The organism is Pseudomonas marginalis, from assembly GCF_900105325.1.
Lineage (GTDB): Bacteria > Pseudomonadota > Gammaproteobacteria > Pseudomonadales > Pseudomonadaceae > Aquipseudomonas > Aquipseudomonas marginalis.
Map to the genome: position 1 here is coordinate 4,267,479 of NZ_FNSU01000003.1, position 24,846 is coordinate 4,292,324.

Here is a 24,846-nt window from a genome sequence, read left to right on the forward strand (position 1 = left end):
GGATTATCCTCGGATCGCCCAGAAGGCCAGGTTCAAGCCCGGGAACTGCCCGGCGATATGGAAGGCAAAACCACCGGAATTGCCCAGTTGCTGCCAATGCTCGCTGCCACGGTCCAGCTCGTAGTAGGTCGAGCCTGCGTGGTACGGCAGTTGGCGCGGCGCCACCGGCAACGGCAGCAAGGTGATGCCCGGCAGTTGCAGGTTGACCAGGTCGCGGATGTGCTCCACCGAGCCGACCTTGCTCTGCTGGCCGAAGCGCGCACGCAGGGTTTCGCCGGGCACATCGGCACGGACCACGAGGATGAAGCTGGCGCTGTCGAGCAAGGTTTTGTCGGCCAGCATGGCCACGTGGACGCCGTAGGCTTTCTCGACAATCGGGATCGGCGTGGCCTTGCTGTCGATCAGCATCGACAGGGCTTCGCGCAGGGCCGCCATGACTGGGGCGAAGCTCAGGGCCAGGTCGTCGTGCTGGTATTGCGGGTATTCCTGGGGACGACGGCCTGAAGTGGAAAAGGTCGAGAACTCACCGGCCAGGCTGACCAGTGCGCTGAAAAAGCGCTCCGGGTGCAGCGGGCTCAACTGGCTGAAATGCTGGATCAGCGGCTGGGCGCGGTTGACCAGTTGCAGCAGCATGAAGTCGGCGATCTCCGACGCACCGCCTGCCCCCGAGGCAACCACGCGGCCCGCCAGGGCTTCGCCGCGCTGGTGCAACAGGCCCAGCAGTTCGCTGCGAAACGCGCTCAATGGCTTGCTCGCGGCCACGTCCAGCACGGGCGGGATGTAGCTGTCGTCGAGGACCAGCGCACGGTCGGCGCGTTTTTCCTTGATGCGCACCAGGCCCACGGCGGCGTAGTCACTGATGCCGTCCTGGGCGGTCAGCAAGCGCAGGGCCCGGGAGCCCACGGCCACAGGCGCGCGGTTTTCGAACGGTGCGTTGTCATCGCGCACTTCGCGCACCTGGCTCACGTAGCGCGCGGCTTCCAGGGCTTCGCCCTCATCCACGGTGTCGCGTGCCCCCGCACGCTTGAGTGGCAAGGCTAGGTAGACCAGGCCATCGCGCAGGTTGTCGTCGATATTCAGCGGGCTGGGCGCCAGGTCATCCTGGGGAATGTTGAACGGCGTGCCGTCGGGCAACAGGCCGCGCGCCGAGACGATGGCCAGCTTGCCCTGGGCCAGCAGGCCCTGGTCGATCAGCAATTCGGAAAACCCCCAGGCGCCGGCGGACAACGGGCGGCTGCGGGCGTCGATCAGGTTTTCCAGGTAACGGTCATGCTGCTGGAAGTGCTGCGTTCCGATGAACATGCCTTCCGACCAGACCACGCGATTGTTCCAGGACATGGGGAGCTCCGATTGCTTCTTATTGGGCAGGGCTGGATGGGGTGACCACGACGTCGGCGCGCACGGCACGCACATCGAGGCTGATCTGGTATTCGGTGTATTGGCGCGCCGGTACGTTGATCACCGTGCGCCATTGCGCGCGGTCCAACTCGCGATAACCCACCAGCAAGCCGATCTGGCGCGTGGAGGGGTCGAGGTCGCGCTGGATGCTCAGTTGCTGGCCGGGTTGCACCATGACTTCGTCCTGGTCCAGCAGGTCCAGGCCGAGGGTCGATTGCGCACGGTCGGCCAGGGCGAAGTAATCGGAGCGGGCGAAGGTGGCGGCGTTCTTCAGTTCGAAAATGCGCACCCGCACCGGCGCGGCCTGGCCGTTGGCGCCGGGGTTAAGCCCGGCAATCGCGTGGAAGTGCAGCTCGACGGCGGCGGTGTTCACTTCAGCCTCAGCAGCCGTTTCGGGTTTGACCGCATCCTTGCTACACGCGGTCAGCAGCAGCGCGGTGGCGACTGCGAGTAAAAACCTGGGAATCATCCTGCGTCCTCAATGACGTACTTAGCTATCCGTTAATCCGTAGGTTGCGGCGCGGTTTTACCGACGCTGTCGCGCGCTGTGTTCTTCGTAGGCCCGGCTGAATTCACGGCCGAACAGGTCCTGGAAATCTTCCTGGGCCTCGCGGGAAATATTGCTGTAGAGCTCGGTGAACTGCTGCCAGTACTGGGCCTGGCGCGAGCCGGCGAACAGGTTCGACAGCCCGCCGGGCTTGCCCATGCGCTCTTCCAGTTGCGCCGGTTCAAAGCGCGTGAGCAAGTGCTTGATCGCTGCTTCCACCCCGGCCATCACCGCCAGTTGGTGGGCGCGCAGGTCATCAAAACTGTCGCGCACGGCAATGTCCGGCGCCATAAACGCCTGGTTGCCGTGGCGAAGCAAAAGCAGTAAAGCTTCGTCGGCATTCGGTGCGAATTTCAACGGATTGTTTTCGGCAGGCTGGATCATGGTCTGCTGCATGCGGAACTCGCCCTTGAGGCTGGCGCGGGCACGCAATACGTCGATCAGGCCTTCGACCATCAGGCGGTAGCTGCGGCCGATGTTTTCCATCTGCGCCTCCGCCTGGGCCTTGTCCAGGCGCAACTGGTCCAGGCCGGCACCGCGCAGGAAGGCTTGCAAGAGATCGGGCGGCTGGGTGGCGGCCACGGGGAGCACTGGCTCGACCACGGGTGGCGGCTGGATGATCGGTGTGGGTGGCGGTGGCGGAGGTGGCGGCGCACTGGCCGACGGCGCCGGCGTGTCGCCAAACAGGTCCCAGTCTTCGGGAATCACCGAGCCCGAGACCACAGGCGTCTCGACCACGGGTACCGCCACCGGGGTCGGCGGGCGGAAGTCGTGTTGTTCGCTGGGGACATGATCGGCCACGGTGGGCGGCGGCACGGCGGTGGGGCTGAGGAAGTCGAACAGGTCCGGCAGCGTGTCCATCGACGAAGCGCCCTGGAATTGCGGGGCAATCACCGGTGTCGGCGCGGGCTTGTTCGCCACGGCGCCCATCAGGGCCTCAAAGCTGTTCGGCGAATCACCGGCGAATGGCTGGCTGTCGATGGCCTGCACGTTGAAGTCGATCCGCGCCTGGATCTCGTAATCGCCGATGCGGATCAACTCGCCATCCTGCAACAGCTCGCTGTTACCCCTGCGCAAACGGATGCCGGCGTTAACCAACTCCACACCGTTTGTACTGTTATCGGTTAAATAATAACGACCATCTTTGTATTGAATAACGCAGTGCTGCGAAGACACCAGGCGCTCGGGATCAGGCAATACCCAGTCATTATCCGAGCTGCGGCCGATAGCCATCGAGCCCTGGTTCATGGACTTTTCCGAGCATTGCCCGGGGGTAATCTTGTGATAACTAGTGATAGTCAAACACAGCGACATCTTGCCTCCTTGCTGATACTTCGCGCGCAGTCGACCCCAGGGACAGCGACGCCCGGGAGATCCCCATCAGGTCGTGCAATCGACCGTTCAAAACCTGCTGATGCCAGCATGATCGCTGATCTTAACTGGGCTCCATGACAAAAATCCTATGCCGGTGCGTCGTTCGACCCACCAGTCGCGCAGGTTGTTAAGCACCGCACATCTGTCACAGAGGGCGAATAGCTTACCTTGACAAGGCATAAGTACTACACCAAAAATGCACAACTTCTTGAATACCGGTGATGGCACATTAGTGGCATCTTCTTATATGACCAAGAAAACATGCAAAGTTCCTTGCGCAACTAATGCATGCATTGCCCGCCATGTAACGGGCTGATAGGGAGATCAATTTCAGTGGATGTGCCGTTGCTGCTCACCGCCGTTTCCGCGACTTCGCCCTGTGGCGAAGACATGGAATATGACGCGGATTTTCTCCAGCTGGAGCGTGATGCCAAGGGCCAACCCGAGCGCAGCATGGGCGATTCGATCCTGCCCGCCGAGCCGCCGGAATGGCGCAGCATCCAGCAGCAGAGCCTCGACTTGCTGCAGCGCAGCAAAGACCTGCGCATCACCCATTTCCTGTTGCAAAGCTCCCTCGCCCTCCAGGGTGCGGCCGGGCTGGCTGAAGTCCTTACGTTGATCAATGCGCTGCTGCGCGAATACTGGGCCGACCTGCACCCGCGCCTGGATGCCGACGACGATAACGACCCCACCGTACGCATCAACGCCCTCTCCGGCCTGACCAGCGACGCAACCATTCGTCTGCTGCGCGAGAGCATTCTCACGCGCTCGCGCACCTTCGGTCCGGTGAGCCTGCGCGCCGCGTTGAATGCCAGCGGCCTGATGAGTTTCCCCGACGAACAGCTCGGCGCCCAGCAGCTCAACGCCGCGTTTCTCGACAGCGACCCCGAACACCTGCAAGCCACCCGCGACGCCTTGAGCACCGCACGCGCCGCCTGCGAAGCCATCGAGCAGCAGGTCAGCGACCAGGTAGGCTCCGCCCAAGGCGTGGACCTCAGCCTGTTGAAGCAACCGCTCAAGCAGGCGCTGCAGGTCCTTAACCAGTTTGTTCCGAACGGCGCTGCCAGCAGCGAGCCCGAGGCCGTCAGTGACGACAATGCCCCCTCGATGGACTTCGCCGCTGCCCCCGCCGCACCTCGCCCCAGCGGCGACATCAGCAACCGTGATGACGTGCTGCGCAGCCTCGACAAGATCCTTGCGTACTACACCCGGCACGAGCCTTCGAGCCCGCTGCCGGTGTTGTTGAACCGGGCCAAGCACCTTGTGCACGCCGACTTCGCGGCCATCGTGCGCAATCTGATTCCCGATGGGATGTCCCAATTTGAAAACCTGCGCGGCCCGGACGGCGAGTAAGCCGCTCGACTGCGCAGTAACAACACCGTCGCTCAAGCGACCAGGAGCAGCAACGTGGCGAAGCAAAGTTCTCAGAAATTCATCGCGCGCAACCGCGCGCCTCGAGTGCAGATCGAGTACGACGTCGAGCTCTACGGCGCCGAGAAAAAGGTCCAGCTGCCCTTCGTGATGGGTGTGATGGCCGACCTCGCCGGCAAGCCTGCCGAGCCTCTTCTGCCTGTGGCCGACCGCAAGTTCCTTGAAGTGGACGTCGACAACTTCGACTCGCGCCTCAAGGCCATGCAGCCGCGCGTGGCGTTCCACGTACCCAACGAGCTGACCGGCGAAGGCAACCTGAGCCTGGACATCACCTTCGAAAGCATGGACGACTTCAGCCCGGCCGCCGTGGCCCGCAAGGTCGACTCGCTCAAGCAACTGCTCGAAGCCCGCACCCAGCTGGCCAACCTGCTGACCTACATGGACGGCAAGACTGGCGCTGAAGAAATCATCATGAAGGCGATCAAGGACCCGGCACTGCTCCAGGCACTTGCCAGTGCGCCTAAGCCTGCAGGGGACCAGTAATCATGACTGACAATACCGCCCGCGAAGGCGCCCAGAGCCTGGGTGCAACCGAGGAAACCAGCGAGTTCGCATCCTTGTTGATGCAGGAATTCAAGCCCAAGACCGAGCGTGCCCGCGAAGCTGTGGAAACCGCCGTGCGCACCCTGGCCGAACAGGCCCTGGCGCAAACCGACCTGGTGTCCAACGACGCGATCAAATCGATCGAATCGATCATCGCCGCCATCGACGCCAAGCTCACCGCCCAGGTCAACCAGATCATCCACCACCAGGATTTCCAGCAGCTGGAAAGCGCCTGGCGTGGCCTGCACTACCTGGTCAATAACACCGAGAGCGATGAGCAACTGAAGATTCGCGTGCTCAACATCTCCAAGCCGGACCTGCACAAGACCCTGAAGAAATTCAAGGGCACCGCGTGGGACCAGAGCCCGCTCTTCAAGAAGATGTACGAAGAAGAGTACGGCCAGTTCGGCGGCGAACCGTACGGCTGCCTGGTAGGCGACTACTACTTCGACCAGTCGCCACCGGACGTGGAACTGCTGGGCGAGCTGTCGAAAGTCTGCGCCGCCATGCACGCCCCGTTCATTGCTGCGGCATCGCCGACCGTGATGGGCATGGGCTCGTGGCAGGAACTGTCGAACCCGCGCGACCTGACCAAGATCTTCACCACCCCGGAATACGCCGGCTGGCGCTCGCTGCGTGAATCGGAAGACTCGCGCTACATCGGCCTGACCATGCCGCGCTTCCTGGCGCGCCTGCCGTATGGCGCCAAGACCGACCCGGTGGAAGCCTTCGCCTTCGAAGAAAACACCGACGGCGCCGACAGCTCCAAGTACACCTGGGCCAACGCCGCCTACGCGATGGCGGTGAACATCAACCGTTCGTTCAAGCACTACGGCTGGTGCTCGCGCATCCGTGGCGTGGAGTCCGGCGGTGAAGTGGAAAACCTGCCGGCCCACACGTTCCCTACCGATGACGGTGGCGTGGACATGAAGTGCCCGACCGAAATCGCCATCAGCGACCGCCGTGAAGCGGAACTGGCGAAGAACGGTTTCATGCCGCTGCTGCACAAGAAAAACACTGACTTCGCCGCGTTCATCGGCGCCCAGTCGTTGCAGAAGCCGGCCGAATACGACGACCCGGACGCCACCGCCAACGCCAACCTGGCCGCGCGCCTGCCGTACCTGTTCGCCACTTGCCGTTTCGCGCACTACTTGAAGTGCATCGTGCGCGACAAGATCGGTTCCTTCAAAGAGAAGGACGAGATGCAGCGCTGGTTGCAGGACTGGATCCTCAACTACGTCGACGGTGACCCGGCGCACTCCACCGAGACCACCAAGGCCCAGCACCCGTTGGCCGCCGCCGAGGTGATCGTGGAAGACGTCGAGGGCAACCCGGGGTACTACAACTCCAAGTTCTACCTGCGCCCGCACTACCAGCTCGAAGGGCTGACCGTGTCGTTGCGCCTGGTATCGAAGCTGCCTTCGGCGAAAAGCGCGTAAAAAATCGGGACTGGCTCGCTCCCTGTAGGAGCGAGCTTGCTCGCGAAAAACTTGAAGGCGCTGCGTTCATCCAGGATGCCCGCGTCACCGTTGACGACCTTCGCGAGCAAGCTCGCTCCTACAGAGGTCGGCGGCGTTAACAAATACAGTGGCTGAGGCCACAGAGGGAGAAAACATGGCTGTTGATATTTTCATCAAGATCGGCGACATCAAGGGCGAGTCCATGGACAAGGCCCACAAGGACGAAATCGACGTGCTGAACTGGAGCTGGGGCATGGCCCAGTCCGGCAACATGCACGTTGGCGGTGGCGGCGGCGCGGGCAAGGTGAACATCCAAGACCTGTCGCTGACCAAGTACGTCGACAAGGCCTCGCCGAACCTGATGATGCACTGCGCCAGCGGCAAGCACATCGACAAGGTCAAGCTGACCGTGCGCAAGGCCGGTGGCGAAAGCCAGGTCGAGTACATGGTGATCAATCTGGAAGAAGTGCTGGTAACGTCCCTGAGCACCGGCGGCTCGGGCGGCGATGACCGCCTGACTGAAAACGTCACCTTGAACTTCGCCCAAGTGATGGTCGACTACCAGCCGCAGAAAGCCGACGGCACCAAAGACGGCGGCGCGATCAAGTTTGGCTGGAACATCCGTTCCAACACCAAGCGCTGATACGCCTGCCTCGCTCCGCCGTAGCAGCTGCCGAGCGAAGCGAGGCTGCGTTCGAGGACGAAGTCCTCGCACACCAGGCACTGAGGTTTACCTGATGAAACTCAGTGCCTGCTCTACGACTGCTTCGCAGTCGGACGCAGCCTTGCTTCGCTCGGCAGCTGCTACGGCGGGTCTTTCATTTTCGATATTGTCCGTGGAGCTGCTTTGGTGGTAACTGAAATCGCTTCCCGCGACCGTCTGCAACCGTCCCTGCTGGACCGGTTGACCGACGACGACCCAACCAATCCCAAGGAAAGCGCCGATAAACGCGTGCTGTCCCTGACCCAACTGAAAGCCTCGGTGCTGCGCGACCTGGCGTGGCTGCTCAATACCACGTCGTTGCTCGATGCCGATGCCACGCTGCACACACAGGCAGGCACCTCGGTGGTCAATTACGGCCTGCCGGCGCTGGCGGGCAACAGCGTTTCCAGCGTCGACATCAAGGCCCTGGAAGCCCTGATCTACCAGGCGATTGCCACCTTTGAACCGCGCATCCTGCGCCATACACTGCGGGTGAAGGCCCGCGTCGGCCATGGCGAGATGAATCACAACGCCCTGAGTTTCGAGATCGAAGGCGACCTGTGGGCGCAGCCGGTGCCCTTGCGCCTGTTGCTGCAAACCGACCTCGACCTGGAATCCGGCCATGTGCGCGTAGTGAATGCCGACCAGCGGAGACGCCCATGAACCCGCGCCTGCTGGAGCTGTACAACCAGGAACTGCACCACGTGCGTGAAAGCGCGGCGGAGTTCGCCAAGGAATACCCGAAGATCGCCAGTCGGCTGACCTTGTCCGGTATGGACTGCGCCGACCCGTACGTCGAACGCCTGCTTGAGGGCTTTGCCTACCTCACTGCCCGCGTACAGCTCAAACTCGACGCCGAGTACCCGACCTTCACCCACAACCTGCTGGAAATCGCCTACCCGCACTACCTGGCGCCGACACCGTCGATGACCGTGGTGCAATTGCACACCGACCCCGATGAAGGCTCCCTGGCCAGCGGCTTCCCGCTGCCGCGCGACACCGTGTTGCGCGCCGCATTGGGCCGCGAAACCCAGACCTGCTGCGAGTACCGCACCGCGCACCCGGTGACGTTGTGGCCGTTACAGGTCAGCAACGCCGAGTACTTCGGCAACCCCGCCGCCGTGCTCGGGCGCCTGGCCGCCAGCGAGCCGAAAGCCAAGGCCGGCTTGCGCCTGACCCTGCGCACCGGCGCCGAATTGCCGTTCAACAGCCTCGACCTGGACAACCTGCCGCTGTACCTCAGCGGTGCCGACGAGCAACCGTTCCGCCTTTATGAACAACTGCTGGGCAATGCCTGCGCAGTGTTTGCACGCAAGCCCGGTGGCGATTGGGTCGAGCGCCTGCCCCAGGACGCGCTGCGCTCGCGGGGTTTCGACGACGCCGATGCGGCCATGCCGGTCGTCGCGCGCGCATTCCAGGGCTATCGCCTGTTGCAGGAATACTTCGCCCTGCCCCACCGCTTCCTGTTCGTCGAATTCGCCGAGCTGAGCCGCGCGGTCAAGCGTTGCGACGGCCAGGAGCTGGAACTGATCGTGCTGTTCGACCGTCACGAGCCAAGCCTGGAAGGCAGCGTCGGCGCGGCGCAGTTCCTGCCGTTCTGCACTCCGGCGATCAACCTGTTCCCGAAACGCGTGGACCGCATCCACTTGTCCGACCGAGTCAACGAGCACCACGTGATCGCCGACCGCACACGGCCGATGGATTTCGAGATTCATTCGTTGAGCGGCATCACCGGCCACGGCACCGGGCCAGAGCAGCCCTTTTTACCGTTCTATGCGGTCCGCGATCCATCCCGTTATGGCCGCGACCAGGCGTACTACACCGTGCGCCGCGAGCCACGGGTGTTGTCCAGCGACCAGCGCCGCAACGGCCCGCGCTCCACCTATGTGGGCAGCGAAACCTTTGTCAGCCTGGTCGACAGCCGCCAGGCGCCGTATCGCCACGACCTGCGCCAACTCGGCGTGACCGCGCTGTGCACCAACCGCGACCTGCCGTTGTTCATGAGCGTGGGCAACGGCAAGACCGACTTCACCCTGGCCGACAGCGCGCCGGTGTTATCCGTGCGTTGCGTCGCCGGGCCAAGCCGTCCACGCGCCAGCCATGCCCATGACGCCAAGGCCTGGCGCCTGATCAGCCAGTTGTCGCTCAACTATTTGTCCCTGAGCGAGCAAGGCCAGGGCGCGGCGGCGTTGCGCGAACTGCTGCGCCTGTATGGCGACAGCAACGACGCGGCGCTGCAATTGCAGATCGAAGGCTTGCGCGACGTCAGCAGCAAGGCCGTCACCCGGCGCCTGCCGATGCCCGGCCCGATTGTGTTTGGTCGCGGCCTGGAAATTACCTTGGAGTTCGATGAAAACGCGTTTCGCGGCACCGGCGTGTTCCTGCTCGGTGCGGTGCTGGAACGCTTCCTGGCACGCTACGTGTCGATCAACAGTTTTACCGAGACGGTGATCCGTACCACCGAACGCGGCGAGATCATGCGATGGAAAGCCAAGCCCGGGCGTCGTCCGACCCTGTGAGTACGTTGGATGCGATGCATCAGGAGCCCTGGGAATACGATTTCTTCCAGGCGTTGCGGCGTATCGAGTGCGAATCGCCCGAGCTGCCGCGCCTGGGCCATTCCCTGCGCCTGGCGGATGACCCGTTGCGCCTGGGGCAACAGGCCGACTGCACCTTCGCCCCGGCCACCCTGGCCTCGGTCGATCCCGGCGGCGACGGCAAACCGGCACGGCTGGAACAGTTCTTCTTCGGCCTGGGTGGCCCCAACGGCCCGTTGCCGCTGCATATCACCGAGTACGTACGCGAGCGTCAGCGCAACAACGCCGACAGCACCAGCAAGCAGTTCCTGGACGTCTTCCACCACCGCCTGCTGAGCCTGTTTTACCGAGCCTGGGCCGAGGCGCGGCCGACGGTCAGCCACGACCGCCCGGACGATGACTACTGGTCCGCACGCCTCGCGGCCTTGAGTGGCCGGGGCATGCCGAGCCTGCTTAACCAGGGATTGATCCCCGACACGGCGAAGCTGCACTACAGCGGCCACCTGTCGGCACAAACCCGCTACCCGGACGGTTTGAAGGCGATCCTCGGCGAGTATTTCGGCCTGCCGGTGGAGATCGAAGAATACGTCGGCCAATGGCTGGAACTGCCCGAGCGCAGCCGCGTAGGCGTGAGCGCCAACCAGCTGGGGGTGGACTTCTGCCTGGGCAGCCACGTGTGGGACCGCCAGCATAAATTCCGCATCCGCCTGGGCCCGCTCAAGTTGGACGACTACATGGGCATGCTGCCCGGCAGCCAGCCGTTCAACGAGCTGGTGGCGTGGGTGGCCGAGTACCTGGGCCATGAATTGGACTGGGACTTGAACCTGATTCTGCAACAACCCGAAGTACCGGCGCTGCAACTCAATGGCCAGTTCCGCCTGGGCTTCAACACCTGGCTCGGCTGCCCTGCGGTTGATGCCAACGACCTAATCCTGGCCCGGCATTACGCCGATCAAGCCACCACCTCAAGGAATCCAGAGCATGGGTGAAATCAGTCGCGCCGCACTGTTCGGCAAACTCAACAGCGTGGCCTACAAGGCCATCGAAGCCGCCACCGTGTTCTGCAAGCTGCGGGGCAACCCGTACGTGGAACTGGCCCACTGGTTCCACCAGTTGCTGCAACTGCAGGACTCGGACCTGCACCGCATCATCCGCCAGTTCAACCTCGAGCCGGCGCGCCTGGCCCGTGACCTCACCGAAGCCCTGGACCGCCTGCCGCGTGGCTCGACGTCGATCACCGACTTGTCGTCCCACGTGGAAGAGGCGGTGGAACGCGGCTGGGTGTACGGCAGCCTGATGTTCGGCGAAAGCCAGGTGCGCACCGGCTACCTGGTGCTGGGCATCCTCAAGACGCCAAGCCTGCGCCATGCGCTGCTGGGCTTGTCCTCGGAGTTCGACAAGATCAAGGCCGAAGCCCTGAGCGAGCGTTTTGACGAATACGTCGGTGATTCGCCGGAAAACGCCCTGACTGCCAGCGACGGTTTCAATGCCGGCGCCGTGCCGGGCGAGGCCAGCGGCGCCATGGCACCGAGTGCGATGGGCAAGCAGGAGGCGCTCAAGCGCTTCACCGTTGACCTCACCGAACAAGCGCGCAGCGGCAAGCTCGATCCGATCGTGGGCCGTGACGAAGAGATCCGCCAACTGGTGGACATCCTCATGCGCCGCCGCCAGAACAACCCGATCCTCACCGGTGAGGCCGGTGTGGGCAAGACCGCTGTGGTCGAAGGTTTTGCCCTGCGCATCGTCGCCGGTGACGTGCCGCCCGCCTTGAAAGACGTGGAACTGCGCAGCCTCGACGTCGGCCTGCTGCAAGCCGGCGCGAGCATGAAAGGCGAGTTCGAACAGCGTCTGCGCCAGGTCATCGAAGACGTCCAGGCCTCGCCCAAACCGATCATTCTGTTTATCGACGAAGCCCACACCCTGGTAGGTGCCGGTGGCGCCGCCGGGACCGGTGATGCGGCCAACCTGCTCAAACCCGCCCTGGCCCGTGGCACCCTGCGCACCGTGGCCGCGACTACCTGGGCCGAGTACAAAAAACACATCGAGAAAGACCCGGCCCTGACCCGCCGCTTCCAGGTGGTACAAGTGGCCGAGCCATCGGAAGACAAGGCGCTGCTGATGATGCGGGGCGTGGCCTCGACCATGGAGAAACACCACCAGGTGCAGATCCTCGACGAAGCCCTGGAAGCCTCGGTGAAGCTGTCCCATCGCTATATCCCGGCGCGCCAGTTGCCGGACAAATCCGTGAGCCTGCTGGACACCGCCTGCGCCCGCGTCGCCATCAGCCTGCACGCGGTGCCGGCCGAAGTGGACGACAGTCGCCGCCGCATCGAAGCCCTGGAAACCGAGCTGCAAATCATCGCCCGCGAGCATGCCATCGGCATTGCCATTGGTGCGCGCCAGAGCAACAGCGAAGCCCTGTTAAGCGCCGAGCGTGAGCGCCTGGCGACCCTGGAAAGCCGCTGGGCCGAAGAGAAAACCCTGGTGGATGAGCTGCTCGCCACCCGTGCAACCCTGCGCGAAAAGGCCGGCGTCGTGGACAGCGGCAACGATGAATTGCGTGCGCAACTGGTCGACCTGCAACAGCGCCTCACCGCGCTGCAAGGCGAAACCCCGTTGATCCTGCCGACCGTAGATTACCAGGCCGTGGCCTCGGTGGTCGCCGACTGGACCGGTATCCCGGTGGGCCGCATGGCCCGCAACGAACTGGAAACCGTGCTCAACCTCGACCAGCACCTGAAAAAACGCATCATCGGCCAGGACCACGCCCTGCAGATGATCGCCAAGCGCATCCAGACCTCCCGCGCCGGCCTCGACAACCCGAGCAAGCCGATTGGCGTGTTCATGCTGGCCGGCACCTCCGGCGTGGGCAAGACCGAAACCGCCCTGGCCCTGGCCGAAGCCATGTATGGCGGTGAGCAGAATGTAATCACCATCAACATGAGCGAGTTCCAGGAAGCCCACACGGTGTCGACCCTCAAGGGCGCGCCTCCGGGCTATATCGGCTACGGCGAAGGCGGCGTGCTGACCGAAGCGGTGCGGCGCAAGCCCTACAGCGTGGTGCTGCTGGACGAGGTGGAAAAAGCCCACCCGGACGTGCATGAGATCTTCTTCCAGGTGTTCGACAAGGGCGTGATGGAAGACGGCGAAGGCCGGGTGATCGACTTCAAGAACACCCTGATCCTGCTGACCACCAACGCCGGTACCGAGCTGATTTCCCAGGTCTGCAAGGACCCGGCGAACATCCCCGAACCGGAAGAAATCGCCAAGGCCCTGCGCCAGCCGCTGCTGGAGATCTTCCCGCCCGCCTTGCTCGGCCGCCTGGTGACGATCCCGTACTACCCGCTGAGCGACGAGATGCTCAAGGCGATCACACGCCTGCAACTCAACCGCATCAAGAAGCGCGTGGAGACGACCCACAAGGTCGCCTTCGACTACGACGACGCGGTGGTCGACCTGATCGTCTCGCGCTGCACCGAGACCGAAAGCGGCGGGCGCATGATCGACACCATCCTCACCAACAGCCTGCTGCCGGACATGAGCCGTGAATTCCTCACGCGCATGCTCGAAGGCAAGGCATTGGCGGGTGTGCGCATCAGCAGCCGGGATAACGAGCTGCATTACGACTTCAGCGACGCCGAATAACGACTGTTGGAATGCAATGCAAATGTGGGAGGGGGCTTGCCCCCTCCCATATTTCGAACCGGTTCCGTCAGTTATTTAGTCATTTACAGGTTAACCGATGCTATTCAACCAAGCCTCACGCCTGGCCAAGATCACCAGCCCTCTCGGGCCGGATGTGCTGCTGCTCAATGAAATGGGCGGCGGCGAAGAGCTGGGCCGCCTGTTCAACTATGAACTGCAACTGACGTCCCTGGACGCCAACATCGACCTCAACCAGTTGCTCGGCAAGCCCATGAGCGTGGGCGTGCAACTGGCGGACGGCGGCGAGCGGCACTTCCACGGCATCGTCGCGCGCTGCAGCCAGAACATAGACCAGGGCCAGTTCGCCAGTTACCAGGTGACGCTGCGCCCGTGGTTCTGGCTGCTGACGCGCACCTCGGACTGCCGGATTTTCCAGAACCTGAGCATCCCGCAGATCATCAAGCAGGTGTTCCGCGACCTGGGGTTTTCCGACTTCGAAGACGCCCTGAGCCGGCCGTACCGCGAGTGGGAATACTGCGTGCAGTACCGCGAGACCAGCTTCGATTTCGTCAGCCGCCTGATGGAACAGGAAGGCATCTACTACTTCTTCCGCCACGAGCAGGACCGCCATGTGCTGGTGCTGGCCGACGCCTATGGCGCCCACACCACGGTGCCGGGCTATGCGTCGATCCCGTATTACCCCAAGGACGAGCAGCAGCGCGAACGCGACCACATGCACAACTGGCACCTGGCGCAGGAGGTTCAGCCGGGCTCGCTGGAGCTCAACGACTACGACTTCCAACGCCCCAGCGCCAGCATCGACGTGCGCTCGGCCATGCCGCGCCCGCATACCGCCGGCGACTACCCGCTGTACGACTACCCCGGCACCTACGTGCAAAGCGCCGACGGCGAACACTACGCGCGCACCCGCATCGAAGCCCTGCAAACCCTGCATGAACAGGTCGAGTTCGCCGGCAATGCCCGTGGCCTGGGTTCCGGCCACCTGTTCAGCCTCACCGGCTTCAGCCGCCAGGACCAGAACCGCGAATACCTGATCGTCGGCTGCCGCTACTACATCGTCCAGGAAAGCCTGGAAAGCGGCGGCGGTTCGGGTTCGGCGCAGTTCGAAAGCAGCCTGACCTGCATCGACGCCCAGCAAAGCTTCCGCCCGCTGGCCACCACCCACCGCCCCATCGTCAAAGGCCCGCAGACGGCATTGGTGGTTGGCCCCAAAGGCGAGGAAATCTGGACCGACCAGTACGGCCGCGTGAAGGTGCACTTCTACTGGGACCGCCACGACCAATCCAACGAAAACAGCTCGTGCTGGATCCGCGTGTCGCAGTCCTGGGCCGGCAAGAACTGGGGCTCGATGCAGATTCCACGGATCGGCCAGGAAGTGATTGTCAGCTTTCTCGAAGGTGATCCGGACCGCCCGATCATCACCGGGCGGGTATACAACGCCGAGCAGACCGTGCCCTACGACCTGCCGGAGAACGCGACCCAGAGCGGCATGAAGAGTCGCTCGAGCAAGGGCGGCACGCCGGCCAATTTCAATGAAATCCGCATGGAGGACAAGAAGGGGTTGGAGCAGTTGTATATCCATGCAGAGCGTAACCAGGACATTGTTGTCGAGGTGGACGAGAGTCATTCCGTCGGGCACGACCGCAATAAAAGTATCGGCCATAACGAGACGGTGACCATCGGCAACAACCGCCTGCGCATCGTCAAGCAGGAAGACATCCTCTCGGTGGGCCAGAGAAAGACCGACAGCATCAGCCAGAGCTACGTCATCGAAGTGGGCGAAAACCTGCGCCTGGTCTGCGGTGAAAGCATCCTGGAGCTCAACGCCAGTGGGCAGATCAACCTGACCGGCGTGCAAATCAGCTTCTACGCCAGCGGCGATGCCGAGTTCAATACCGGCGGCGTGCTGCACCTGAACAACGGCGGCGGCCCTGGCGCCACGCCCGACGGCCAGGGCCAGAAAGGCGCCATCGACGCCAATATCAAAGCCGCCTTCCCCGCGCCTAAAAGCTCCTGACGAGACCCGTTTGCCATGACGTACCGAATCAACGAATTCCAGTTTCAATTGCCCGCCAGTGAGTTGCAGGACGCGACGATCAATATCCTCAAGTTCCCGGAGTTGGGCACATCCCTGATCGTCAGCCGCAGCCTGTTGGCCGACGGCGAAACCCTGCACAGCAACTTCAACGACCAACTCCAGCGCCTGGAAAAACAAGTGCAGGATTTGCGCTATCAACCGGGTGTGGACGTGCGTTTGGGCGCCGCGCAGGAGGTGGAAGGCATCGAGCTGCGCAGCCAATTCAACAAGGGCAATGACAAGGTGTTCCAGTACCAGCTGGCCTTGGTGATACCGGGCACGCGCAAGATGCTCGCGTTGAGTTATGTGAAGGCGGACACGCTGGGGGATGCCGAGGCGGCGCACTGGGCCTTGATCAAAAACTCGCTGTCGTTCGACGCTATTTCCTGATGAGTTGCTTGTATGTCTGACGCGTTATGGGCGGCCCGGATGGGCGATGCGCTCTCCCACACTTCGATGATGGCCGACATCCTCGGCGGTGTGCTGGAGGTGGCGGCCAATATTGCGATCACCGCCGTGGCGACTGCGGCGGTGGTTGCCGCCACCGGGATTACCGTGGCCACCGGCGGGCTGGGTTGCTTCCTGCTGGGCGCCGTGGTGGGCACGATTGTCGGCCTGGCCATGAGCAAGACCGGGGCGGACAAAGGCTTATCGAATTTATGCGAGAGCTTCAGCAACGCCCTGTTCCCGCCTACGGTACAGGCGAACATTCTCACCGGTTCCACCAATACCCTGACCAACAGTATTCCGGCCGCTCGCGCCGCTGGCGCGATCAGTTCTCACGTCGCACCCGCCGGCACTGAGCAGGAAGAACCCGCGCCCGAGCCGGAAGCCAGCTACCTGGACATGGCCGAGAGTTTCTTCTCGCAGATGTGGCGCCCCACGGTTGCCACACCTGCGCCCGGCGCCGAACCCAAGCCGCTGGATTTGGTCACGTGCATGAAGCATCCGCCGATGCCGCCGCAGTTTCTGGCCGAGGGTTCGGAAAAAGTCACCATCAATGGCCAGCCGGCAGTGCGCAGCGGTGACCGCAGCACCTGCGATGCAACGGTGGTGTCGTCGGGGCTGATTTCCTCCAACGTGACCATTGGCGGCGGTTCGGTGGTGGTGCGCGAGATCCGCAGCGGCAAGACGCCGGGCGTCGGGCTGGCGGTGACAGCGTTGTTGATGCTCAAGGGCGGCAAGGGCAAGTTCTTCAGCAAGCTGCCGTGCATGTTGATCGGCGGCGCGACCTCGATGGCCGTGAGCAGCGCGATGGGGGCTATGGCCAATGCGGCCATGGGCTCGTCGAACCCGGTGCATGCGGCCACCGGCGCCAAGGTGCTGGGCGGCGATGATGAGCTGGATTTCGTACTGCCCGGCATCCTGCCGATTGATTGGCAACGCTTCTACAACAGCCGCGACGAACGCTCGGGCAGCCTGTTCGGCGCAGGCTGGAGCCTGCCGTATGAAGTGTGCGTCGACATCCAGCCTCACCCCGACGGCGGCGAAACGCTGGTCTACACCGATGAACAGGGCCGGCCTATCGACATGGGCAGTATTCCCCTGGGCGGCGCGGTGTTCAGCGCCGGTGAAGGGCTGGCCGTGCGCCGACACCTCAATGGGCAGTTGCTGATCGAAAGCGATGACGGGCTGTATCGCTTATTTGAGCCTTCCGCCAACCCGGCGTTGCTGCGCCTCAGCCAGCTCGGCGACCGCAACGACAACCGCATCCATGTTGATTACGACGAAGCCGGGCGGCTGATCCGGCTGCGCGATACGTTCGACCTGGTGCAAGTGGAGTTGATCCGCGATCAAGGCCACGTGGTGCGGCTCGAACGACTGTACCCCGATCAGCGTCGCGAAGTACTCGTAAGCTATGGCTACGACGCTATCGGCAACCTGGCTGAGGTCCGCGATGCCACTGGCCAGGTACAGCGACGCTTCAGCTATGATGCCGGCCAGCGCATGGTCGAGCACCAGTTGCCGACCGGTCTGCGCTGTTTCTACGAATGGGCCTTGGTTGAAGACGTGGAATGGCGCGTGGTCCGGCACTGGACCGACGAAGGCGACGCCTACCAGTTCGACTATGACTTGCAGGCCGGTATCACGCGGATTACCGACGGCTTGCAACGCGTCAGTACTCGCCACTGGAACACCCAGCACCAGATCGTTCGCTACTGCGACAACCTCGGGCAAACCTGGCTGTTCGAGTGGAACGACGAGCGCCAATTGCTCAGCGCCACCGATCCACTGGGCGGGCGCTATACGTACAGCTACGACGACGCCGGCAACCTGATCGGCGAGACCGACCCGCTGGGCCGCAGTGACTCGACCTTGTGGCTTGAGCATTGGGCACTGCCGCTGGTGGAGACCGACGCCGCCGACAATAGCTGGGCGTATCGCTACGATCAGCGCGGCAACTGCATCGCCGAAACCGACCCGCTGGGCTACGTCACCCGCTACCGTTATGACGATCACGGCCAGGTCGTGGAGATCATCGACGCCACCGGCAAAAGCAAGAAGCTGCGCTGGAATCCTTTTGGGCAGTTGGTCGAGCATATCGATTGTTCGGGTTACCCGACGCGTTTCAGTTACGACGAGCGCGGTTATTTGCAGGTCATTTCCGACCCGCTAGGGGAACGAACAACCTTCACATACGACACGACGGGCAGGATGCTCAGCCAGCAGTTGCCAGATGGTCGCATCGAGTATTTTCAACGCAACGCCTGCGGACAATTGACGGTCCATACCGACCCGTCAGGCCACTCGACTCATTATCAGTACAACCCTCGCGGGCGCATTCGCCAGCGCACGGATGCGCACGGCCGCAAAGTGCAATTCAGCTATGACAGCTACGCACGGCTGCAAGCACTGACCAATGAGAATGGCGAATGTTATCGTTTCACGTGGAATGCCAATGATCGCCTGGTCGAGCAGCGCGACCTAGATGGCAGCGCCCATCACTATGACTACGATGCATTGAACAGCATCACCAGCGTCACTGCTTTACCAGCTCACGACAGCAATGCGCCAGGTATCCCTGAACAGCCTATTGTTCACTATTTGGAGCGTGATGCTGCCGGGCGCCTGGTTGTCAAAATCACCGACGATGGCCGCACGGATTATTTATACGATCTCCTGGATCAATTGATCGCAATCACATTCAAGGACGCCCAGGGCAACGAACAAAAATTGAGTTATCGCTATGACGCCCTCGGCCAGCCACTTGAAGAGCAAAGCTCGGCCGGCAGTTTGAAACATCGCTATGACGAATTGGGCAATCTGACCCAGACCCAATTACCCGATGGTCGCTGGATCAACCGTCTGTACTACGGCAGCGGTCATTTGCACCAGATCAACCTCGATGGCCAAGTCATCAGTGACTTCGAGCGTGACCGCCTGCATCGTGAAGTACTTCGCACACAAGGTCAGATCAGCACCCGCACTGAATATGATCGAGGCGGGCGGTTGCGCGCTCGTGTACGGTATCCAAGTACCCTGCCGCGACCACTGACGGGAATGAGCCCGACATACTTCGACTTTGATCCCAGCGACAACCTGATCGCCCGCCACGAACAAAAAGCAGGAATTGCACACCAACAGTCGTTTCACTACGACGCCACTGATCGCATCATTGCCAGCCAGAATCCAATACATGGGACGCAGGAAAGCTTTGCTTATGACGCAGCGGCCAACCTTCTGGATGGTCCCCTGCCGGGTGTAGGCCTGGTGGTACATAACAAATTAATGACCTACCAAGACAAGCGTTACCGGTATGACAGTTTCGGTCGGCTGGTTGAAAAACGTAGTGCTCGTCGCGCCGTTCAACTATTCAAGTACGACGCTGAAAGCAGAGTGGTCGAAATACGAAATCAGCACGCCGCCAATGAAACCGTCATCACAATGACCTACGACCCTTTAGGTCGTCGGATTACAAAAACCGAACAAAACAGCAACGGTAATACGCTTGGTACCACTCGTTTTGTCTGGGACGGGTTGCAACTGATACAAGAGCATCGTAATAACCAGACCAGCCTTTATCTTTATGAAGATGGGAGCTATGAAGCGCTGGCACGTGTTGATGGCCTGGGCCCACTGCAAAGAATCAGGTACTACCACAACGACCCTAACGGACTGCCGCACGAATTGACGGACCACGATGGGCACCGTGTATGGCAGGCCAGTTATTACGCTTGGGGTAATACCGCCGAGGAAACCAGAGAATCTTCTTACATCGAAGAGCAGAACTTGAGGTTTCAGGGGCAATACTTGGACCGGGAAACCGGTTTGCACTACAACACGTTCAGGTTTTACGACCCCGATATAGGTCGGTTTATCACACCGGACCCCATAGGACTCGCCGGTGGCTTGAACCTCTATCAGTACGGGCCTAATCCGATGGGCTGGTGTGATGCGTGGGGGCTGGCAGGCAGTCCAACCACAGCGACTCATATCACCTACCTGGGCGTCGACAAAGCGACCGGCAAACCTTATGTGGGTTATGCCAGCATGCAAGGCAAGCAGGTAGGTTCAGACGTGTTGAACTATCGCTACGGGTCAAATTTCGATCGCTTTGGCGGCCAGGCACCTCAAGTCCTGCATACCGCCTATGGACAGGATGGCAAGGACACCACACGAGGGCTGGAACAACGAGTGTATGAAGGTTTGGGAGGAAAAGATGGAACCGCCAACGCACAAAATCCGGTCGGCAAAGGAAATGGCCGAAGGAAAGAATACCTAGCTGCGGCGGATAAACATTTGTCTCAGACTGACTCAGGCAAAGCACTGGATAAACGCATAAAAGCCGCGAATAAAACCAAGGGCAAAGCCCCTGCCAAAGTCGCCGGCAAAAGCAGGGGTGCGCGAGCAGGCCGCTGCTCGTGAATATCATCAATGACTATTGAAAATGGAGTGAGCCCATGGCCAAGCGCATCCTCTGGAAGGAAGGCGATCTAGTCAGCCTCAAATTGCGAGATGACTTATACACCGTAGGCCAGATGATCAAAAACTCCGTCATGCGCTTCTACGATGTGAGAAGTGTGGACGGCGCCTGGACCGAGCTTGCGCTGGACAACAGTATGATCCTGTTCAGTGGTTTTGTCGGCAAGGTGGTGACCCAGAGATTGGCAACGGAAAAACTAATTTCCGTCACACCATTTAGCCTTTCGGATCATGAGCGTTATTGGCTCAGGCCCCACGTCAGCTTTGAGGGCGGCTTTCCGTTTCGAGATGCTGATCTTGTTGACCTCGGCATCGGCTGCGATGCTGACTACAGCCTGGTACCTGCACTAAAGGAAGATCTGCAACTTTCTGACAGTCGCGACATTATCGAAAAGTATGAGTTGACCAACATGTGGGGAGACGAGGACCTCACCGACAGACTGTGTCGCTACTTCGATACCGGTGTTAACCGGGATGATTTGAAATTTGAAGTCTTTCCGGGACTCTGGAACGATCGTGAAAGCCTCAGGCCTTTGACCCGACGACTGCCTTTGCCGTTGAGATAAACAAGCAGTGTTTAGGTGATTTGAAGCATTAAAAAATGGGCACCCAACCCAGTCGGCGTGCCCATTCTTCTTACCGCCCCGCCTCCCTTCGAGACGGTACCGCAATTACGGGTTGACGCTGTCTTTGAGCGACTTGCCCGGCTTGAACGCAACGGTGTTGCTCGCCTTGATCTTCACAGGCTCACCGGTTTGCGGGTTTTTGCCGGTGCGGGCGCCACGGTGGCGTTGCAGGAAGGTGCCGAAGCCCACCAGGGTGACGCTGTCCTTGCGGTGCAGGGCGCCGGTGATTTCTTCGAGAACGGCGTTGAGGACGCGGTTGGCCTGTTCTTTGGTGAGATCCGCTTTTTCAGCGATGGCGGCTGCGAGTTCTGGTTTACGCATATGTGAAGCCTCTTTGACGGTTTTTTGTTGTTATGTCCGTGCTGCTCGTCTGTGGAGCAGCGCCCAAAGCGCCGCAGGCTCTACTCTGCGGCAGACGGGAGTGAGGATGGCATGCCCTCGCACGCTCCGCCAGTCTCGCGGCGACCTTTCTCGGGGGAAAAACGTGCTTATTCCGACAGAACGACCGGTATTTACGCCAGCAACGGCGGAAGTTCTTTGTTGAGGGCAAGTTTTTCCATCACGGCGTTGCCGGTCAGCGCGTAACCCAGCAGACGACCGTTGGCGTCGCGGCACAGGGCCTTGATGTCGGCACCCTGGCCTTCGACGCTCCACACCCCTTCGGTGCCCCGTGGCGGCGGGGATACCACCAGCGGGCAGACCGGGGTTTTCACGGTGACCGGCATCGGACCGTAGCTGACGGCCGTGGCGTTACCGGCCAGGGTCTGGGCCAGGGCACGGGCGCAGCTCATCAGCGGCATGACGTACAGCAGGTTGAGGCCATCAACCTCGGCGCAGTCGCCCAGGGCGTAGATATTGGCGTGGGAGGTCTTGAGGTGGCGATCCACCATGATCCCACGGTTGGTCTGCAGGCCGGCCGCCGCAGCCAGGTCGACACGCGGACGCAGGCCGATGGCCGAGACCACCAGATCGCAGTGCACCACTTCACCGTCCGACAGATGCGCTTCCAGGCCGTCAGCGCTGCGTTGCAGGCGATTGAGCACCGGGCCCAGGTGGAAACGCGCGCCCAGCCCTTCCAGGCCGGCCTGTACCGCTGCGGCCGCTGCTGGGTGCAGCAGGGTCGGCATGACTTGCTCGCACGGCGCCACCAGGTCGATTTCATAACCGCCGAGGATCAGGTCGTTGGCGAATTCACAGCCGATCAGGCCGGCGCCGAGCAGCAGCACGCGGCGCTTGCCGGCCGCGGCGGCGCGAAAGCGGGCGTAATCTTCGAGGTCATTGATCGGGAAAACCAGCTCAGCGGCGTCGCCTTCAACCGGTACCCGCACGGTCTCCGCGCCCCAGGCCAGGACCAGATCACGATAGACCACCGCTTCTTCACCGATCCACAGGCGCTTGTGGCCGGGGTCGATGCCGCTGACACGGGTGTGGGTGCGCACTTCGGCCTTGAGTTGCTCGGCCATGGCGCCGGGTTCGGCCATGCTCAGGCCATCGGCTTCCTTGTTCTTGCCAAAGCCGGTGGAGAGCATGGGCTTGGAGTAGGAGCGCCCGTCATCCGCGGTGATCAGCAGCAATGGGGTCTCGCTGTCGAGCTTGCGAAACTCCCGGGCCACGTTGTAACCGGCCAATCCTGTGCCGATGATCACGACAGGTGTGTTCATTCCTTTCTCCTTGTAGTACGTCTCTGAAACTGAAAATTAGCCGATTTCGATCATTTCGAAATCCATCTTGCCCACGCCGCAGTCCGGGCACAGCCAGTCTTCGGGTACGTCCTGCCACAGGGTGCCCGGAGCGATACCATCATCCGGCCAGCCGTCTTTTTCGTCATAGATCAGGCCGCAGACTACACATTGCCACTTCTTCATTTACTTGCTTCCTCAGGGTCCAGGCAGGTTGGCCGGCGGTCGATGGATCCAGCGTTGCCGCGCGGCTCAGGGCGTTTTGTACTGATCGGGGCCGACAGATGCAAGCTTGATCGACGCAAGGCGCCGGGCCGGCCCGGCAAAAGATCAGGACGCCATGGTAAGCTCGCCGCCTCTTTTGCTGCCAATACTGACGCACCGTGCCGCACTCAATCGCCCTTCCCGATGCTTGCCAATGGTTGACCCAGAGCCTCCTGAGCCCTGCGCCCGCGCCCTTGACCCTGAACTGGCTGTTCGACGAAGGCTCGCTGACCCGCCGGCTGACATGGCTGTCCCACGATGGCTTCAGCGTGACGCCGCTGTTCGAAGGCTGGCAGCCGCTACGCGATGATGAATGCGCGGCGCTGCGCATGCCACCGGCCAGTATCGGTTGGGTGCGCGAGGTGTATTTGCGCGGGCATGGCCAACCGTGGGTGTTTGCCCGCAGTGTGGCGGCGCGCAGTGCATTGCAGGGCGACGGCTTGCATATGGATGAATTGGGCAGCCGTTCCTTGGGCGAATTGCTGTTTTGCGATCGCGCGTTCACCCGCCAGGCCATCGAGGTGTGCCATTACCCTCGCCAATGGCTGCCCACCACGGACCAGGCCGACGGGCTGTGGGCGCGCCGCTCACGCTTCGATCGCGGGCCGCTGAGCGTGCTGGTGGCGGAAGTCTTCCTGCCGGCTTTCTGGCACGCGCTGCATGACCATCCGGAGAACTGCTGATGTATCAACGTCTGCTCAAATCCTTGAACCGCCTGCACCCCCGGGCCTGGGATTTCATTCAGTTGACCCGCATGGACAAGCCCATCGGCATCTACCTGCTGCTGTGGCCGACGCTGTGGGCGCTGTGGATCGCCGGCAAGGGCTCGCCGTCCCTGGCCAATATCGTGATTTTTGTGTTGGGCGTTACGCTGACTCGCGCTGCCGGTTGCGTCATCAATGACTGGGCGGACCGCAAGGTCGACGGCCATGTGAAGCGCACCGCGCAACGCCCGCTGGCCAGCGGCAGGATCCGTTCGAAAGAGGCCTTGGTGTTCTTTGCGGTACTGATGCTGATCAGCTTCCTGCTGGTACTGCTGACCAACGCCACCACCATCTGGTTATCGCTGGGCGGCCTGGCACTGGCGGTCAGCTACCCGTTCATGAAGCGCTACACCTATTACCCCCAGGTGGTGTTGGGCGCGGCGTTTTCCTGGGGCATGCCGATGGCGTTCACCGCCGAAACCGGCCACCTGCCCGCTACCGCCTGGCTGCTCTATATAGCCAACCTGTTGTGGACAGTGGCCTACGACACCTATTACGCGATGACCGACCGCGACGACGACTTGAAGATCGGCGTCAAATCCACTGCCATCCTGTTCGGCGATGCCGACCGGGTGATCATCCTGACCCTGCAAGGCCTGGCGCTGCTGTGCCTGTTGCTGGCCGGCGCACGGTTTGAGCTGGGGAGTTGGTTCCACCTGGGGCTGCTGGCGGCGGCAGGCTGCTTTGCCTGGGAGTTCTGGTACACCCGCGACCGGGACCGGATGAAATGCTTCAAGGCGTTTTTGCACAACCACTGGGCCGGGTTGGCGATTTTTGTCGGGATTGTGGCGGATTACGCGTTTCGCTGAGGTTTTTGCAGTGCCTGGTCGGGCCTCATCGGGGGCAAGCCTCCT

20 protein-coding genes are annotated in these 24,846 nt (G+C 61.9%); 14 read left to right on the forward strand and 6 right to left on the reverse strand.

Annotated elements, in window-relative coordinates; translation table 11 throughout:
- Window positions 1–3: 3 nt before the first annotated feature.
- The 3 genes from tssK to tagH are packed head-to-tail and all read right to left on the reverse strand — an operon-like array spanning window position 4 to window position 3,259.
- Window positions 4–1,338, reverse strand: coding sequence for a type VI secretion system baseplate subunit TssK (tssK, locus tag BLW22_RS29265; protein ID WP_065926728.1), 1,335 nt, complete (start codon window positions 1,336–1,338; stop codon window positions 4–6).
- Window positions 1,339–1,357: 19 nt separating this feature from the next.
- The gene (gene tssJ / locus BLW22_RS29270; protein WP_065926729.1) at window positions 1,358–1,867 is read right to left on the reverse strand and encodes a type VI secretion system lipoprotein TssJ; all 510 of its coding nucleotides are present in this window, start codon (window positions 1,865–1,867) and stop codon (window positions 1,358–1,360) included.
- 57 nt (window positions 1,868–1,924) lie between these two features.
- Window positions 1,925–3,259, reverse strand: a complete 1,335-nt coding sequence (gene tagH, locus BLW22_RS29275) for a type VI secretion system-associated FHA domain protein TagH (RefSeq protein WP_065926730.1) — start codon at window positions 3,257–3,259, stop codon at window positions 1,925–1,927.
- A gap of 393 nt (window positions 3,260–3,652) precedes the next feature.
- Between tagH and tssA the strand changes: the two genes are divergently transcribed.
- From tssA to BLW22_RS29335, 12 genes are all read left to right on the forward strand, one after another.
- Entirely contained in the window at window positions 3,653–4,672 is a 1,020-nt protein-coding gene (gene tssA / locus BLW22_RS29280; RefSeq protein ID WP_074847994.1) for a type VI secretion system protein TssA, read from the forward strand.
- A 54-nt stretch (window positions 4,673–4,726) separates the two neighbouring features.
- Window positions 4,727–5,233, forward strand: coding sequence for a type VI secretion system contractile sheath small subunit (tssB, locus tag BLW22_RS29285; RefSeq protein ID WP_065926732.1), 507 nt, complete (start codon window positions 4,727–4,729; stop codon window positions 5,231–5,233).
- A 2-nt stretch (window positions 5,234–5,235) separates the two neighbouring features.
- Window positions 5,236–6,732, forward strand: a complete 1,497-nt coding sequence (gene tssC / locus BLW22_RS29290) for a type VI secretion system contractile sheath large subunit (protein ID WP_065926733.1) — start codon at window positions 5,236–5,238, stop codon at window positions 6,730–6,732.
- Between the two features lie 175 nt (window positions 6,733–6,907).
- On the forward strand, window positions 6,908–7,396 hold the full coding sequence (locus BLW22_RS29295) for an Hcp family type VI secretion system effector (protein WP_015886558.1): 489 nt from the start codon (window positions 6,908–6,910) through the stop codon (window positions 7,394–7,396).
- A 207-nt stretch (window positions 7,397–7,603) separates the two neighbouring features.
- Window positions 7,604–8,119 (forward strand): type VI secretion system baseplate subunit TssE, encoded by a 516-nt coding sequence (tssE, locus tag BLW22_RS29300; protein WP_027608263.1) that lies wholly within the window; start codon window positions 7,604–7,606, stop codon window positions 8,117–8,119.
- Window positions 8,116–9,975 (forward strand): type VI secretion system baseplate subunit TssF, encoded by a 1,860-nt coding sequence (gene tssF, locus BLW22_RS29305; protein WP_065937972.1) that lies wholly within the window; start codon window positions 8,116–8,118, stop codon window positions 9,973–9,975. Before tssE ends, tssF begins: the two co-directional genes overlap by 4 nt.
- Complete coding sequence (gene tssG / locus BLW22_RS29310) at window positions 9,939–10,982, forward strand: type VI secretion system baseplate subunit TssG (RefSeq protein WP_065926735.1); 1,044 nt, start codon at window positions 9,939–9,941, stop codon at window positions 10,980–10,982. The genes tssF and tssG overlap by 37 nt, the downstream gene beginning before the upstream one ends.
- Entirely contained in the window at window positions 10,975–13,638 is a 2,664-nt protein-coding gene (tssH, locus tag BLW22_RS29315) for a type VI secretion system ATPase TssH (RefSeq protein WP_074847996.1), read from the forward strand. Before tssG ends, tssH begins: the two co-directional genes overlap by 8 nt.
- A 97-nt stretch (window positions 13,639–13,735) precedes the next feature.
- Window positions 13,736–15,676 (forward strand): type VI secretion system Vgr family protein, encoded by a 1,941-nt coding sequence (locus BLW22_RS29320; protein WP_065946492.1) that lies wholly within the window; start codon window positions 13,736–13,738, stop codon window positions 15,674–15,676.
- Between the two features lie 15 nt (window positions 15,677–15,691).
- On the forward strand, window positions 15,692–16,126 hold the full coding sequence (locus tag BLW22_RS29325; protein WP_065946491.1) for a DcrB-related protein: 435 nt from the start codon (window positions 15,692–15,694) through the stop codon (window positions 16,124–16,126).
- Window positions 16,127–16,138: 12 nt separating this feature from the next.
- Window positions 16,139–20,602: an RHS repeat-associated core domain-containing protein gene (locus BLW22_RS29330; RefSeq protein WP_074847998.1), complete on the forward strand. Its 4,464-nt coding sequence runs from the start codon at window positions 16,139–16,141 to the stop codon at window positions 20,600–20,602.
- 35 nt (window positions 20,603–20,637) lie between these two features.
- Window positions 20,638–21,225 (forward strand): hypothetical protein, encoded by a 588-nt coding sequence (locus BLW22_RS29335; RefSeq protein WP_065926740.1) that lies wholly within the window; start codon window positions 20,638–20,640, stop codon window positions 21,223–21,225.
- A gap of 105 nt (window positions 21,226–21,330) precedes the next feature.
- Here the strand turns inward: BLW22_RS29335 and BLW22_RS29340 are convergent, their stop codons facing one another.
- The 3 genes from BLW22_RS29340 to BLW22_RS29350 all read right to left on the reverse strand — a co-directional run bounded on the left by BLW22_RS29340 (window position 21,331) and on the right by BLW22_RS29350 (window position 23,150).
- Window positions 21,331–21,606 (reverse strand): HU family DNA-binding protein, encoded by a 276-nt coding sequence (locus BLW22_RS29340; protein WP_003213368.1) that lies wholly within the window; start codon window positions 21,604–21,606, stop codon window positions 21,331–21,333.
- A 191-nt stretch (window positions 21,607–21,797) separates the two neighbouring features.
- Window positions 21,798–22,946 carry an NAD(P)/FAD-dependent oxidoreductase gene (locus tag BLW22_RS29345; protein WP_074848000.1) on the reverse strand — a complete coding sequence of 383 codons (1,149 nt, stop codon included), beginning with the start codon at window positions 22,944–22,946 and terminating at the stop codon, window positions 21,798–21,800.
- A 36-nt stretch (window positions 22,947–22,982) separates the two neighbouring features.
- On the reverse strand, window positions 22,983–23,150 hold the full coding sequence (locus tag BLW22_RS29350) for a rubredoxin (RefSeq protein WP_003213373.1): 168 nt from the start codon (window positions 23,148–23,150) through the stop codon (window positions 22,983–22,985).
- A 197-nt stretch (window positions 23,151–23,347) separates the two neighbouring features.
- Here BLW22_RS29350 and BLW22_RS29355 point away from each other — a divergent pair, with 197 nt between their 5' ends.
- Both BLW22_RS29355 and ubiA read left to right on the forward strand, forming a co-directional pair.
- Window positions 23,348–23,911, forward strand: coding sequence for a chorismate--pyruvate lyase family protein (locus tag BLW22_RS29355; protein ID WP_065926742.1), 564 nt, complete (start codon window positions 23,348–23,350; stop codon window positions 23,909–23,911).
- Complete coding sequence (ubiA, locus tag BLW22_RS29360) at window positions 23,911–24,801, forward strand: 4-hydroxybenzoate octaprenyltransferase (RefSeq protein WP_065926743.1); 891 nt, start codon at window positions 23,911–23,913, stop codon at window positions 24,799–24,801. Before BLW22_RS29355 ends, ubiA begins: the two co-directional genes overlap by 1 nt.
- Window positions 24,802–24,846 lie beyond the last annotated feature (45 nt).